This is a genomic window from Synechococcus sp. A15-60, assembly GCF_014280095.1.
Taxonomy (GTDB): Bacteria; Cyanobacteriota; Cyanobacteriia; order PCC-6307; family Cyanobiaceae; genus Synechococcus_C.
Genome location: NZ_CP047933.1, coordinates 1,754,013 through 1,767,799, shown reverse-complemented (window position 1 = coordinate 1,767,799; position 13,787 = coordinate 1,754,013). Strand labels below are relative to the sequence as shown.

The window sequence follows — 13,787 nt, the reverse complement described above, 5'->3', positions numbered from 1 at the left end:
GGGGAGCGAGCCGATCAGAGCCGAACGTTGAAGCTGAACCGATCCAAGCTACAGCCCTGTCGGAGCCCGATAGGGGGGTGGTGGGGGCGATCTGACGAGTGACTGTTGGCGCGGAGACCTTTCGCATAGAGATCTTGCCCTCGGGAGGATCAGATCTTGAATTGCTGAGCTGCTTTCTGTTTGCAGGTCTCCTGCGCCGTTTGGATCGAACGACCCTCATTCACTTGTGTGAGAAAGCAATCACAGGTGAAATCACCCATGCCGTCCGGCGGTGTCTTGCCAGCCTGGGCCATGGCGGCATTGAAGCCAGCCAGACACAAGCGGGTGATGGCATTTTCTCCTTCCGTGGCCCTGGCAGGAAAAGACGGTGTGATCAGCAGGCCAAGGGCCACGCTGATCGACGCAAGGCGGCCGACCATGGGGTTCAGGAGGCTTGGGTGATTTGGAGCTCCCGGTTCATGACCTTTAGTCGCCTGAGAGAGTTATAGACATCCTCGGGCATTCCCTTGGGCAGGTCTACAAGGCTGTGATTGTCGAAAATCTGGATGCGCCCGATCATCCGGCCCTGAAGCCCTGATTCGTTGGCTATGGCACCCACGAGGTTGCCGGGCTTGACCCGGTCGCGATGACCGACTTCAACGCGATAGCGGGTCATGTTCTCTTCCGGAGGACGGGACTCACGATCCATGCGGCGACGATCACGGCCACGATCTCCACGACGGTCGTCGCGTCGATCGCCTCGAATCGGCATCTTCAGCCAGCTTTCATCTCCCTGCACCAGCAGAGGCTGATCGCCCACAGCCATCTTGAGCGCGGCGACGGCTAGCTGTTCCATCCCCAGCTCATGTTCGAGACCCACGCGCTGGACCAATTCCCTGAGCAGCTCCATTTCTTCATTGCCTTCTGCTGTGGCCTGCTCACTGAGGCGACCGCGCAGACGGTCCAGACGGCTCTGGTTGATTTCGGCGTTGTTGGGGATGTCCATCGGTTCGATGGCCTGCCCCACAGCCCGTTCGAGGTTGCCGACGAAGCGACGTTCACGCGGCGTGATGAACAGGATGGCTTCGCCGGTGCGTCCGGCACGCCCCGTTCGTCCGATGCGATGCACATAGGCCTCGCTGTCGAAGGGCATGTCGTAGTTGATCACTAACCCAATGCGATCAACGTCGAGTCCACGGGCTGCCACGTCGGTGGCCACCAGGATGTTGACCGTTCCCTTGCGCAAGCGTTCCACGGTCCGTTCGCGTTGGTTCTGAGGCACATCGCCGTTCAAAACCGCGACGTCGTGGCCAGCGGCCTCTAAGGATTCCGCCACGGTGAGTGTGATCGCCTTGGTGCGGGCAAAAATGATCACGCCTTCACCGGTGACGGCTTCGAGCACGCGGTTGAGCGCCTCCAGCTTGTGGGCGTTCTGCAACGTGATCGAGCGTTGCCGAATCCGCCTGGCTTCACGATCTTTGGTTTTGATGGTGATCTCAGCTGGTTCACTGAGGTAGCGCTTAGAGAGCCGACGGATTTCGTTCGGCATGGTGGCCGAGAACAGCACCACCTGACGCTCTTCGGGCAACTGATCGAGGATCCACTCCACATCGTCGATGAAGCCCATGCGCAGCATTTCATCGGCTTCATCCAGCACCAGGCTGCGCAGTCCCGAGGTGTTGAGGGTTCCCTGGCGCATGTGGTCCATCACCCGACCTGGGGTGCCGACCACCACGTCGACGCCCCGTTTGAGGGCGTGAATTTGGGAACGGAAATCCGAGCCTCCGTAGATCGCCAGCACATTCAGATGAGGATGTCCTGCGGCATAGGCCTTGAAGGAATCAGCCACCTGCATGGCCAGCTCACGGGTCGGGGCTAGCACCAGCACCCTTGGGTCATGGCTGCGGCCTTCCAGCCGTTCCAGCAGCGGCAGTGCGAATGCGGCGGTCTTGCCGGTGCCGGTCTGGGCCTGTCCCACAAGATCGCGGCCCAACATCAACTCGGGGAAGGCTGCCTTTTGAATCGGTGAGGGTTCCTTGTATCCCTTGGCGTCGAGTGTTTTCAGCAGAGCTTCGCTGAAGCCAAAGCCGGCAAAGCCGGATCCTTCAGCAGCGTCTTGCTTGGCGTCGGAACTGCTCGATTCGACGCTCTTGGTGTCAACCGTGGGTTCAATCACGGTGGTGAACAGGTCCGACTCGCTTTCGGCCTGGGGAGACTCGGGGAGCTCAGAAACAGTGAGATCCACGGCGCAGGGCTCAGTGGCCTGCGATTGCATCTGGGTCATGACGTGAAGGCTTGCCGCCTGATTGATCCTTCAAATCAGGCCTGCAACGTCCAATCGGCAAATGCCGCGCTGTATTGCTTGCCTTCTGTTCAAAGGTGAAGGCTCAAGGTATCACCCTCCCGAAGTCATCTTCCAACCGTTCGATGTCGGATTCCTGCAAAACGGTGCCGCGTTGCACCTCGATGATCAGCAGATCGCCCGCGCCTCCACGGGCCCGATGAAGGGCACCAACCGGAATTTCAAAGGTGGTGCCAGCGCTTGCATCCAGCCATTGACCGTCGCAGTAAAGCGACCCCTGACCAGCCGCCACAACCCAGTGCTCGCTGCGATGACGGTGCCGTTGCAGGCTCAGCCGTGCGTTCTCCTTCACCAGCAAGCGTTTGACCTTGTAGCCGGGTCCCTCCGTCAGGTTTTCGTACCAGCCCCAGGGACGCTCAACCCGTGTTGTCACGTCCTGCCCCCTTGGTGACCGATGTGTCCAGGATGCCGCTCTTCAATCTGGCTGCCAGTGACCGTGGCCGCCAGTCGCACGATGGTCAGTTGGTGACGCGCACGAGTCATCGCGGTGTAGAGCAGCGATGTGGTCGGCCGCTCCTCTTGGGGTGGCCAGAGCAGGATCACCGCATCGGCTTCGCTCCCTTGTGCTTTGTGGATCGTCAGCGCCAGGGCCGGCTGAATCTGTTTGATGCGTGCCGGGTGCAGCAGGCGAAAGCAGCTGTCACCTGCATCATCACTGCAGCGGAACAACAGCCTTCGGCTGGATCCATGGCCGATGCAGATCCCAAGATCACCATTGGCGAGCCCCAGTTCCGTCTGGTTGTCGCTGCACAGCACCGGCAAACCCTCCGGCCAGGTCTCTGGACTTTGGCCCGACACGAGCTGTCGGTGGAGCGTCTCGACACCCCAAAGTCCGCGACGCCGCGGGCACAACACCATCAGGGAGTCGAGTTGCTCCAGCAGCGCATGGGCCTGGCTCGGGTCAGGCTCTCCTTCGGGGTTGATGCTCAGCGCCTGAGAGGCTCTGCTCATTGCGTCCATGCGATGACGAATGGCCGTCAGCACGAGGTCGGGAAGTCGTGTTGAGCGTGTGAGGATCGACTTGATATTTGATGCGTGATCCAGTGCCGATAGGCCTTGCCAGAAGGCTTCTGGCCCGTCTTTGCAAAGCCCGTTGCTCAAGCGAGCCAGATCGCCACGGTTGCGGTACACAACCTGCAGACGGATGGATGCCGGCCCGAACCTCTGGCGCAGGCCCTCTGATTGCAGTGCCTGCCACACCGCGCCTACCCCGATCGGTGGCAATTGATTTTCATCGCCGACCAGCACCAGTTGTGCGCCCTCCGGCAGGGCGTCCAGCAGTGCCTGGGCCAGGTTGAGATCCACCATCGACATCTCATCCACCACCAGCAGGTCGATGCTTAAGGGGTTTCTGCGGTTGCGGGCGAATCCTCCCGGCCGGGCCTGGAGCAATCGGTGCACTGTGGTGCAAGGCAGTGCGGCGGTGGTTGCATGGCACCGGACTGCGTCCTGCAGGCGTCGGGCAGCCTTGCCCGTTGGTGCAGCGAGATGGATGCGCAGGTTTCCGCGGTCGTGAATCGCCCGAAGCAACATGGCTTGCACGGTGCTGGTCTTGCCCGTGCCTGGACCTCCGCTGAGCAACACCAGCTGGTGACGGCTGACGGCTTCTACCGCTGCCTTCTGTTCGGCATTGTGTTGCTCATGAACGCCGCTGCCGGAGCTGTGAAGCGGCGGGTGCTGTGCGGAAACCTGTCCCAAGGGGGTCAGTCGGCTTCGCTGCACCAGGCGCTCCTCTAGGTCGGTGATCCCCTGATGCCAGCGCCTCCACAGCAGCTGGTCGTCGATTAACACCATCAAGGCGGGGTCTTCGCTGAGCCAGCCGCTGTGTTCCAGGGCCTGGCGGTGGGTGTCGGGCCATCCCGCGGCCGAGAGACCCTCGGGCTCGGGCGCACCATGGCCGAGGGTCACGCTCATCTCACCGCGACTCAGGGCGTGGGTGAGTGCCTGCACGAGATCCTGCATCGCTCTGTGCTCCAGCGGTGTTAGTTGCTTCGGTAAGGGACGGCGTCGAGTCAGCATTGCCATCAGTCCCCGGCTGAGGGCCTGTGGTGCAGCGTTCTCCAGTGGTTGTTCGCTCACCCGTCACCTCGCAACACATCGTCGAGCTTTTGGAGCCGTTTCAGTGGTGCCCTTTCGAGGACGACACCGCCACCGTTCTCTGGGGAGACTCCTCTGAGAAACACGTAGGCGTAACCACCCAGATGGCGATCCGGCTGGTAGTCGTCTAGACGCCATTGCAGGAATCGGTGTAAGGCAACGAGATACAGATGGGCCTGGAGAGGGTAGTGATGCAGTCGCATCTGATCCTCCATTGCTGCCTGGGTGTAGTGACGTGGACCGCAGTGCAGCGGTCGTCCGGCACTGTCGCGCTCGCCGATCCAGTTGCTTTTCCAGTCCGCAACCCACCAGCGCGCGGTTTTGGGATCCTCGCCATCGGTGAACACCAGATCAATGGATCCAGTGAGAAAGCCGCGGCTAATGAACTCAAGCTGTTCCAGGGCATCGGCGTAGTCCACTCCAAAACGCTGCTTGGGTTCGGTCCGAAAGGCAGTTGCGAGATGCTGAGGGCGAACGGCTCGCCCATGGTGTGCCACGGGGAGATCGAAACTCATTTCATGCAGGCGGCGGCCGGGATGCAAGTCCCGGAGGCAGAGCTTTCCCAGGGGGCCGCCGAGCGGTGTCTGCAGCAGGGTGGTGAGTCCCTTCAGAACGACACCCGTCAGGTCGGTGTCAAGACCCGAACGACTCAGTTCGCGCTGCACAAGCTCCTCGTTCTCGGCTTGCGCGACCGGTTGGTCAAACGGGATCTGCTCCAGGATGCGATGCAGGCAATCTCCGGCATTGGCACCCCGGGGGAAGGCGCCTAAAGGACTGTCTTCGTTGTCGCCACCAGGGCTGGGTGCTTCTGTGGACATGCTGCTGAGGTCGTCACCGGTGCGGGCATCCACATCGCGCCCTTCTTCAAAACTGCGCGGGTCTTGACGGTTGACGGGAGAAGTCGCGTGGTTGGCAACCCAGGCGGAATAGCTGCTGCGGCCCCAGCTTCGGTCGAAGCCATGGGTGGGGATGGGGCCGCATCCCAGCTGCTTTGTGCTGAAGCGTGGACGCCAACGACCCGGTTGAAGACAGGGCTGGGCAGCATGCACACTGATCCATGGCGATGGTGATTCCGCCTGCCCACACAGCCAGGGTGCGAGTGGGTTGCCGTCCTGTTGAGCTGCTTGGGCCTGGAACAGCACGAGATGGCGTTCCGCGCGCGTGACGGCGACGTAGGCGAGGCGTTCTGCCTCTGCGTATTGTTCCTGCGCGTCATCCTGGGCCAGACGGCGACCCAGTCCCCAGTGCATGTTGAGTGCGATGCGCCAGCCGGAGGCGGACTCGTTTGCTGGGTTGCGCCACAACGGTCCTTTGGCTGGTGAGGGTGCCTCCCAGAGGTAGGGGCAAATCACTACGGGGTACTGCAGCCCTTTGCTGCGATGCACCGTGACCACGGCAATGGCGCTTTCGGCGAGATCGCTGTAGGGCTGCCTTTCCTCGGGAATGGAATCTGGGGGATGCAGGCGTTGTCGCCTCAGCCAGTCCGCGCCACTGGCGGCATCGAGACCCTGACGATGCATGGTGTTTTGCACCAGGCGTGCGCATTGCTGCAGGTCTCCGAGCAACCGGCCGCGGCTGGACAAATCGGCCACGGTTTGTCCGTCCATCAACTGGGCCAGACACCCCATTAAGCCGAGTTTGGGAAGCCCCTCCGCCAGGTTCTGAATCTGGGCCGCCAGTTGGTCGAGTCGACCGTTGGTCTCTGCGATTTCCAGGTCCACCTGGCGCCACTGCAGCAAGGGCGATACGGCCAGCTCGCGCAGTCCACTGGAGTGCGCCGGGCGTGCCAGGGCATTCAGGAACGTCTGAAGATCTGCCGCACCCTGGCTGCTCAACACATCGCCCTGGCTCACCAGGCGACTGGGCAATCCCGATGCCGCCAGCTGACGGCGGATCGCTTCGGCTTGGCGGTGACGGCTGACGAGAATGCAGACGTCCGAGGGGTCGAGCTCCGGTACGTCCGCCAAAGTCGTGAGAATCAGCTCGGAGGTTATGGCGGGGATGCGCTCCTCGAGCGTCGTTCGACTGGTCTGCTCTGTTTCCCCCTCGGGATTGATGTCCAGGAGCTGCAGGGACTGACAGTCCTTGTTGAGAGGAAGTGGGCTGATGGAGGCACGCGGCGTCACCGCTGGCACTGGCAGCTCAGAGTGCAGCAGTCCCGGAGCCATTAGGTCATTCATCCCCTTCATCAGGGGCGGTGTGGTACGTCGATTGTCGAGCAGGTCATCGATGCACTCCACGGCACGACGGGCGCTCTTGTAGGTGTTTAGATCTCCGCCCCTGAAGCGGTAAATTGCCTGCTTAGGGTCACCCACCATCAGCAGCAGGTGTTCCGATGTGCCGAAGGCGGTCTGCATCAGCCTCCATTGCAGTGGATCGGTGTCTTGAAACTCGTCGATCAAGGCGACGCGATAGCGCTTTCGCAGCGGTTGGATCCAGGATTCGGCATGGGCCGACTGTTCGGGGTCCAAGGCATCCAGCAGGCCTGAAAAACCGATCACACCCCGTTGACGGCGTCGCTCTCTGACCTGCTCCAGCCCGCGACTGAGCAACAGGCGCCAGGTTTGCTCAGCGGGACCATCCCACAGATCGGCGATGGCCTCTTGCAGCTCTGGTGCGGGGAGACTGGGGTTGATGTCCCCGCAAGCACGCGCCGTTTTTTCGAAGTTTCCTGGGTGGAAATAACTCCCCAGCAGCCCCTGGTTGCGCACGTCGACGTAGCTCGGGCGTTCCTGTCCCGTTGCGTTCACGTGCCGCAGCCAGGTATCGAGCTCCTGGCTGCGATCCTTTCTCGGTTTCGGACTGAACGGTTTGGTCTCCTTGCAGCCGTAGCCTCGCCATTCGGCAGCGCAGGATCGCAAGGTTTGCTCCAAGGCGGTGCCGCCGTCTCTCCAGCGCTCGCAGAACCGGATCCAGCGGCTTTGCATCCACCCGTCAAAGGCGACGGCCAGGGGCTGTCTTGGCTCAATCGGCTCTGCGTCAGAGACGATGCTCACTGCGCAGTCTCCATCAAGGCGTTGCAGCTGCGCGGTCAATGCATCCGCGTTGAGCCCCGCGGCTAGCAATCCCGCCAGATCGGCGGGGGCTAGGCCGAGAACTTGCTCCCGCCAGAGGTCATGCGCCACGTCCTGGGCCATGGTCTGGGGATCATCGTCGAGGTTTAGTTCCAGTGCCTGTCCGCTCTGCAAGGCCTGCCGGCGCAATGTGCGCCGGCAAAACCCATGGATGGTGGTGATGTCTGCACGTTCCAGCGCTTCGAGTGCTTCCAGTAACCGGCTCGCCAAAATCCTGCGCTGAGAGGCGTCTTGCCCGTGCCGCTCCAGCCATTCCTCCAGCACCGCATCCGCACGGTCGTCCACTGGTTGATTGCTTTCCCGTTGCATCAGGCCCTGCAGTGCTCCATCCAGGCGGCGGCCAATTCGGTCGCGCAGTTCAGCCGCGGCGGCCTCGGTGAAGGTCACCACCAACAGCTGGTCCAGAGTGAGCTGCTGTTCCACCACCAGTCGCAGTACAAGATGCGCGAGAGCGAAGGTTTTTCCCGTGCCTGCACTCGCTTCCAGCAGTCGCACCCCTGGTGTCAGGGGATACTTGTTCGGGTCAAAGCGCCGGTTGGTCGCCGCTGCCATCGGACTCATTGGCAGCGAGCCTCGAGCAAGGGTTGATAAAGCGACGCAAAGGCTGTTTTGAATCCTGGATCTTGCAGCAGCTGTTGCGCGTCACAACCGTCGCCAAAACAAAGGCTGAGTTGGGCCTGGTCTCGCTCCGCCCAGAGGCTGAATCCTCCTTGCCAGCGATTGGTGAAGGCCCGGTCCGCGGCGTCTTGTCCCTTGGCCAGCGCCAGGGCTCGAGCCAGGCCGCTCTCCGGTGGAACCGGCCAGCACTGCTCCGCGCCCTGTGCCGCGAGCCCCTGCAGCTGTGCAATCTGATGCGCTGCTTCCTGCGGCGCCATCGTCTGCCAACGCATTGCGATCTGAAATTGATCCGCTTTGGCACTCCCTTCAGGTCGGCAAATCACGGCGCTGCTGCAAGGAGCATTGCCCAACTGCACGAGGAGATGTTGGAGCCACGCCTGAAGGAGCGTTCTGGCGCGCAGTTTCGACGTGCTGATGTGCACGGCAAGCTCCCCGGCCATCAGTTGACCGGTGTTCAGCGTGTTGCTGTGCGATTGGAGCTGATGCACGGGGCCAAGGCTGAACAGGGTGTGCTGCAGGTTTTGCCAGCGTTGTTCAAGCCTGTCCTGGTCCAGTGCTGCCGCCGCTCCTGGAGGCATCAGGCCCTGGCCACAGCACCGCACCCTCCAGTCGACGTGGTCGATGTGATCCCAGCGCGTCTCTGGATGTTCGGCCAGATGATCCAGTTGTTCGGCCAACCGTTCCCTGATCAACCGATGGCGATCCAGCTCGTCCATCGACAGGGGTGAGAGGTCTTCGACGGCATCGCACCATTCGCCTGCTTCGATGCCCTGCCGCTTGAGCCAGTCGCTCTGGGGTGCGTGAAGCCAAAGGTTCAGGATTTGGATCGCTTCTGGATTGAGCACAGCCACGTCCTGGATCCCCTGATGTCGCCATTGCAAGGGCATCGCCAAGCCCAGGCTGGGACGTTGGGGTTGACCTTGCAGCTGCACTTCAAGGTTTCGGCGCGCATCCAAGAGGCGACGGTCGCGACTGATCGCCCCCGTTTCTGCTGAGGTTTGAAAATTGCCAGCGTCCAGCGGATTGGCCGGTGGCTCGATCATCAGCTGCTCCATGGCCTGGGATCCGAGCTGCTCTTCAAGCAGGCTCAGCCATTGCTGCACGGGTGGACAAGGGGGTAGCGCTGCGCCGTGGCGTTCATCACGGCTAGTCCAACTGACCAGTAGGTGTTGCCTCGCCGATAGCAATGCTTCCAGCAGCACATAGCGGTCTTGATCCGTGCTGCTGGGATCGCCGAGTCGCCGTTGCAGTTCCAGCAGATGAAAGCCTGCACGCTCCTGATGGCGTGGAAATGATGCGGCGTCCAGGCCCATCAGCACAATCGCCCGGTGAGGGATGGCCCGCATCGGCTCCAAGGCGCTCACGGTTAGGGCTCCGCTGCGATGGCCAAACCGGCCGCTATCCGCAGAGAGCGCTTCCTGCAGCACTTGGATGACTACTGCCACATCCAGTTGCAGGGAGCAATCAGCCGCCTGCTGTTGCCAGGTGTCCAGGCTCTGCTGGATCGCCTGCCATTCCCAGTCCCAATCGCCACCATCGAGAAAGAGATCCTCGAGCAAGTCCCGCAAACGTTCCACCCACACCGGGCAAGGTGCACTGACGCGTAATCGGCTGATCCAGCTCGCCAGGCCGTCTAGCAAGGGCCACCACAGTGCCAGCTCCTGAAGGCTGACATTGGTTAGAGCCGGTGCACAATCACCCAAGGCCAGGCCTGGGTCTTCCGGAAGCGTGAGGCCCAGCAGCCAGCGGTCGAGGCACCATCGCAGGCTATGGGTGTCGTCTCCTCTGCGCTCGCTGGCATCGAGCCCCCAGCGAAAGCCAGTGCGCTGCAAGGCTGAGGTGATGGCCATCGCATCATCGGAGGTGATGGTTTGGAGCGCCTGAAGCGCCGGATTGCCCAACAGGGCTTCGAGTCCACTGGCGGTGAGGCGATCTGCACTGAGACGCAGCAGGGTCATGAAGGCCTGCTGCAGTCCTGGGCAACTCTGCTGGCTGCGGTCGGTTAAGCGCCAGGGGAGATCCACCCCGGTGGCATCTTGATCGGAGAACACCGAGGCCAGCAGCGGTGCATAGCGCTCCACATCGGGCGTCATCACCAGAACGTCGCGGGGCTGAAGGGTCGGGTCGTCCGCCATCCAGCCAAGAATGCGGTCGCGCACCAGCTGCACTTCCCGCCATGGCCCCGCACAGCCCATGAATTGGAGCGATTGATCCTGATCCGCCAAGACCAATTGGCTTGGCTCAGTCTCTCCAGCTGCCAGCTGGCGCTGCAGCTGCTCCAGCAGGGTTGGAGCATCGGGATCACCGCTGTTCATGGCGGTGGGATCGGCGAAGAGATCGCCCTGTTCCCAGCTGCCAAGCATGCAGTCACCGCTGCCCTCCAGCAGCAGCTGAAATTCAGCCCCCATCCTGCCCAGGATTCCCTCCAGGCGTGGGGCTTCGATCAGCCAAGAACCATTGGGTGAGTCCGTCCAATTGTCGCCAAGTTGACGTCGGCGCCGTTGCGAGCGCTGCCAAAGATCCGGGCAGGGGGTCAGCAGAAAAAGTTCCACGCTGATGTAACCGGCCAGGGCCTGCAAAAGATTCACCTGAACGGGAGCCAGATTGCTGACGCCGAAAAGACGCAGGCGGGGCGGCAGAGGTTGAGCCGGCTCCTGTCCATCGCGCAGTTTCAGAACCGCCTGTTGCACCTGGAGGCCAAACGGTTGGCAGGGCAACTCCCTTGCCAGGGCGCGGGCCAGAACAGCTTGCCATTGCAATCCTTCGGGGAGAGTCTTGCTGCTCTCTCCAGCCAGCCACTCAGCAAGCTCCTGCGGTCTGTAGAGCGCGTAGTCGTCCATCGCATCGGCGAGGCCTCGCGCCAGTTGCCATTGGTCTCTGTTCAGGTGTCCAGGCTCGCTGTGATGGCGCTCCCACCACTGACGCAGGCTTGCGGCGCTGTCATGGTCCAGCAGGTCTGGCAACACCTTCAGCACTGTCCACACCAGGCGTTCCGCTCGCCATGGATCGTCGCTGGCTTCGTCGGCGCTGAGCACTGCGTGAACCAGTTGGCGCAGCCGGGTGCCTGGGAATGGGAAGCGCACCAAGGCACTGATGCCATTCATGGCGGCGAGCTGTTCACCCAGCCAGCGGCTGGTTGGCCAGGTGTTCACCACCACCTCGATCTGTTCAAAGGGCCCGGGGGCGTCAAGCCTTAACGCATGCGCTAGCAGCTGGGCCAGCAGCTCCGCGCGATTGCTGCGGTAAACCTTCAGCAAGGCACCCCAGCGGTCAGAGTCCGCTGCGGGCGATGGACGGCTTGTTCTGCGGGCTGTCCGATCACCTGCACAACGGCATGGGTTTCAGGGCAAAACGCTGTGAGTGGCCCTCCGTAAACCGCACCGGTGTCAATCATCACGATCTGGCCACGTTGTTCAACCGCCGGTCGAGGGGTGTGCCCAACAACGACCATGCCGTAACGGCCGTCATAACGCTCCCAAAACGACTCACGGACATCAAGATCCGGTTGCCCGTGCTCGTCGAAACCGGCATGGGTCGCGACCCACCCGTGGCCGCGATACACCAGTGGGAGTGTCCTGAGTCGTTGCAGCCATTCCCGCGTTTGGGGCTCTCCAAGCTGGTGGTACGTCTCGATGGTGAACAGATCGGCGCCGCTTGCTGTTGGCGCTGCTTTGAGACTTTCGATCAGGGTCTGTTCATGGTTGCCACGCAGCCAGGTGGCTCGTCCGCAGCTCACCAAAGCCCAGACCCGATTGATGCAGTCCGCGATGTTTGGACCTCTGTTGATCACATCACCGCAGAACACCAGGTGATCCGTTTTGGGAAGCACTGCCAACAAACGCTGCAACGCCTCGTCGCAGCCGTGGACGTCTCCAATGACCCAGTGATGGCCGTGTGGGGACGCCATTGTGATGCATCTCTACAGAGAGTCTGACCCGCCGAGCGAGGCTTGTCAGAGATTTTGACTACGTTAAGACGCCGCTTAGCCGAGTTATGGATCCTCGTTCCCTGCCACCGGTCCGCCGGGTTCAGCTGCTCGTGCAAGCGCTCGATGGTGCCAAAAAAACAAACGAGGCCTTGGCCCGCTGCAGTGATGGTGAAGAGATGCTGGATGTGCTTCTGGGCGCGTCTCAAAAGCTGGGGCTAGGCCTGACGCGCGAACAACTGCGCAACACACCACCAATACGCGATTGGGTGTGGTGGAAAAATAAGGAGGCGCTTGTCACCATTGGCAATTGAACGATCGGTGGTCACGATTGCCGCGTTTCACGTTCATGGTCATAGTCAAGACGACTGTGAAACTCTCCAATGTCCAGCCACAAAGAATTAAGCGTTAAGCCAAACAATCCTTATTACAAGCTGATTGAAATTTATTCTGGAAGGCAGGTTCAGGCTGGAGAAGTTGTTGATGGCATACCCGCTGGTCCTGGCGTACAGGCACAAAATCTTGATCTGAAGGGGTCTTATTTTCAAGGAGCGTTCCTTGCATTCAGTGATTTCTCCGGGAGCAATCTTGATGATGTGAATCTGCAGGCGGGTTCGATTTCGTTTGGAGACTTCAGTGATGTCTCCTTTCGAAATGCGTTGTTGTCGATTACGTCATTCGCGCAAGCGGATCTCGCTGGAGCTGATCTGCGGGAAGCTCAGATGGTGTTGATGGATAACTCCAATGTTGATCTTCAAGACGCCGATCTCCGTGGAGCCCAAATCGTTGGAAGCACCTTTGATTTCGGTAATCTGAGTAACGCCAATTTCACTGAATCAATCATTCAAGACACTGGATTTCAGTTCTCCGACCTGCGCGGGACCAACTTTGAGGGTGTTGTGCTCAGCGGATGCACATTTTACGGTGCCAAGTTTGACCGAGAAACGTTCAAAGGCGCGATTTTTGATGAAACAATTATGCCCAATGGCATCGTTCTGAGCTCTTCCAAGAACTCCCAGGAACAGGTGTTGTTTGGCGCGAAAGACTCGGTTCTTGAAGTGGATCCTGATAGTGTGATTTACACCGCAGCACTGCAAGAGCAAACACCAGGCCGGTTCGCCTATGGAACCAAACTTCGCAGGGGGTTGGCGTTGGTCTCTGGTACCAATGCTCGAGGACGCAATCTCTCTGGGTTCAACTTGAGTGATCTTTCCCTTGATGGCAGCGACTTCCGTGATGCTGATCTCACGGGTGCTGATCTGGGTGGAACATCGTTTGTCGCATCACAGCTGGATGACCTAATTGCCATTGGTGCTGACTTTGTCAATGGGTCGATCTCAGGTTCTTCGGCTCAGGGCGCTGTTTTTGACGACACCAACTGGAATTTCTCAAGTCTGGCCAACGCCGATCTCATGGATGCCAGTTTTTTGAATGCCGATCTTCGCTTCACCAACTTACTCGCCACGGATTTCAGGAATGCGGATTTGAGAGGTGCGAATCTCACAGACGCCAATGCCATCAATGGTGATTTTCGTGGCGCAGATTTACGTGGGGCGAACCTGACCAACCTTGATTTAACTGACGCCGATCTTCGTGGTGCCTTGACGGATGCGTCAACGATCTTCTGCAATACAGTCATGCCTGACGGCTCAGTTGAGGACCCCATCAACGGTCTTTGTCCTGGTCAGCCGACCTTCGTATTTGATCCAGTCCCGATTTGAGCTTGTGGGCA

Annotated in this window: 9 protein-coding genes; 2 read left to right on the top strand and 7 right to left on the bottom strand. The window is 60.6% G+C overall.

The window, feature by feature from the left end:
- Positions 1 to 149: 149 nt before the first annotated feature.
- The 7 genes from SynA1560_RS09735 to SynA1560_RS09705 all read right to left on the bottom strand — a co-directional run bounded on the left by SynA1560_RS09735 (position 150) and on the right by SynA1560_RS09705 (position 12,037).
- Positions 150 to 419, bottom strand: coding sequence for a hypothetical protein (locus SynA1560_RS09735; RefSeq protein ID WP_186469090.1), 270 nt, complete (start codon positions 417 to 419; stop codon positions 150 to 152).
- Between the two features lie 5 nt (positions 420 to 424).
- A complete protein-coding gene (locus SynA1560_RS09730; protein WP_186500390.1) occupies positions 425 to 2,263 on the bottom strand; it encodes a DEAD/DEAH box helicase in 1,839 nt (612 codons plus the stop codon).
- Positions 2,264 to 2,366: 103 nt separating this feature from the next.
- Entirely contained in the window at positions 2,367 to 2,714 is a 348-nt protein-coding gene (locus SynA1560_RS09725) for a phosphomannose isomerase type II C-terminal cupin domain (RefSeq protein WP_186469088.1), read from the bottom strand.
- Positions 2,711 to 4,420: an ATP-dependent RecD-like DNA helicase gene (locus SynA1560_RS09720; RefSeq protein WP_255476918.1), complete on the bottom strand. Its 1,710-nt coding sequence runs from the start codon at positions 4,418 to 4,420 to the stop codon at positions 2,711 to 2,713. Before SynA1560_RS09720 ends, SynA1560_RS09725 begins: the two co-directional genes overlap by 4 nt.
- The gene (locus tag SynA1560_RS09715; protein WP_186500389.1) at positions 4,417 to 8,073 is read right to left on the bottom strand and encodes a UvrD-helicase domain-containing protein; all 3,657 of its coding nucleotides are present in this window, start codon (positions 8,071 to 8,073) and stop codon (positions 4,417 to 4,419) included. Before SynA1560_RS09715 ends, SynA1560_RS09720 begins: the two co-directional genes overlap by 4 nt.
- On the bottom strand, positions 8,070 to 11,387 hold the full coding sequence (locus tag SynA1560_RS09710) for an exodeoxyribonuclease V subunit gamma (protein WP_186500387.1): 3,318 nt from the start codon (positions 11,385 to 11,387) through the stop codon (positions 8,070 to 8,072). Before SynA1560_RS09710 ends, SynA1560_RS09715 begins: the two co-directional genes overlap by 4 nt.
- Entirely contained in the window at positions 11,381 to 12,037 is a 657-nt protein-coding gene (locus SynA1560_RS09705; RefSeq protein ID WP_186500385.1) for a metallophosphoesterase, read from the bottom strand. The genes SynA1560_RS09710 and SynA1560_RS09705 overlap by 7 nt, the downstream gene beginning before the upstream one ends.
- 86 nt (positions 12,038 to 12,123) lie before the next feature.
- Here SynA1560_RS09705 and SynA1560_RS09700 point away from each other — a divergent pair, with 86 nt between their 5' ends.
- Together SynA1560_RS09700 and SynA1560_RS09695 are read left to right on the top strand one after the other, a co-directional pair.
- Positions 12,124 to 12,369, top strand: coding sequence for a hypothetical protein (locus tag SynA1560_RS09700; RefSeq protein ID WP_186469084.1), 246 nt, complete (start codon positions 12,124 to 12,126; stop codon positions 12,367 to 12,369).
- Between the two features lie 69 nt (positions 12,370 to 12,438).
- The gene (locus SynA1560_RS09695) at positions 12,439 to 13,776 is read left to right on the top strand and encodes a pentapeptide repeat-containing protein (RefSeq protein ID WP_186500383.1); all 1,338 of its coding nucleotides are present in this window, start codon (positions 12,439 to 12,441) and stop codon (positions 13,774 to 13,776) included.
- Positions 13,777 to 13,787: the final 11 nt, after the last annotated feature.

Coding starts and splice junctions, on each gene's coding strand:
- SynA1560_RS09700 (WP_186469084.1), top strand. CDS start 12,124: ATGGATCCTCGTTCCCTGCCACCGGTCCGCCGGGTTCAGCTGCTCGTG.
- SynA1560_RS09735 (WP_186469090.1), bottom strand. CDS start 419: ATGGTCGGCCGCCTTGCGTCGATCAGCGTGGCCCTTGGCCTGCTGATC.
- SynA1560_RS09695 (WP_186500383.1), top strand. CDS start 12,439: ATGTCCAGCCACAAAGAATTAAGCGTTAAGCCAAACAATCCTTATTAC.
- SynA1560_RS09730 (WP_186500390.1), bottom strand. CDS start 2,263: ATGACCCAGATGCAATCGCAGGCCACTGAGCCCTGCGCCGTGGATCTC.
- SynA1560_RS09705 (WP_186500385.1), bottom strand. CDS start 12,037: ATGGCGTCCCCACACGGCCATCACTGGGTCATTGGAGACGTCCACGGC.
- SynA1560_RS09715 (WP_186500389.1), bottom strand. CDS start 8,073: ATGAGTCCGATGGCAGCGGCGACCAACCGGCGCTTTGACCCGAACAAG.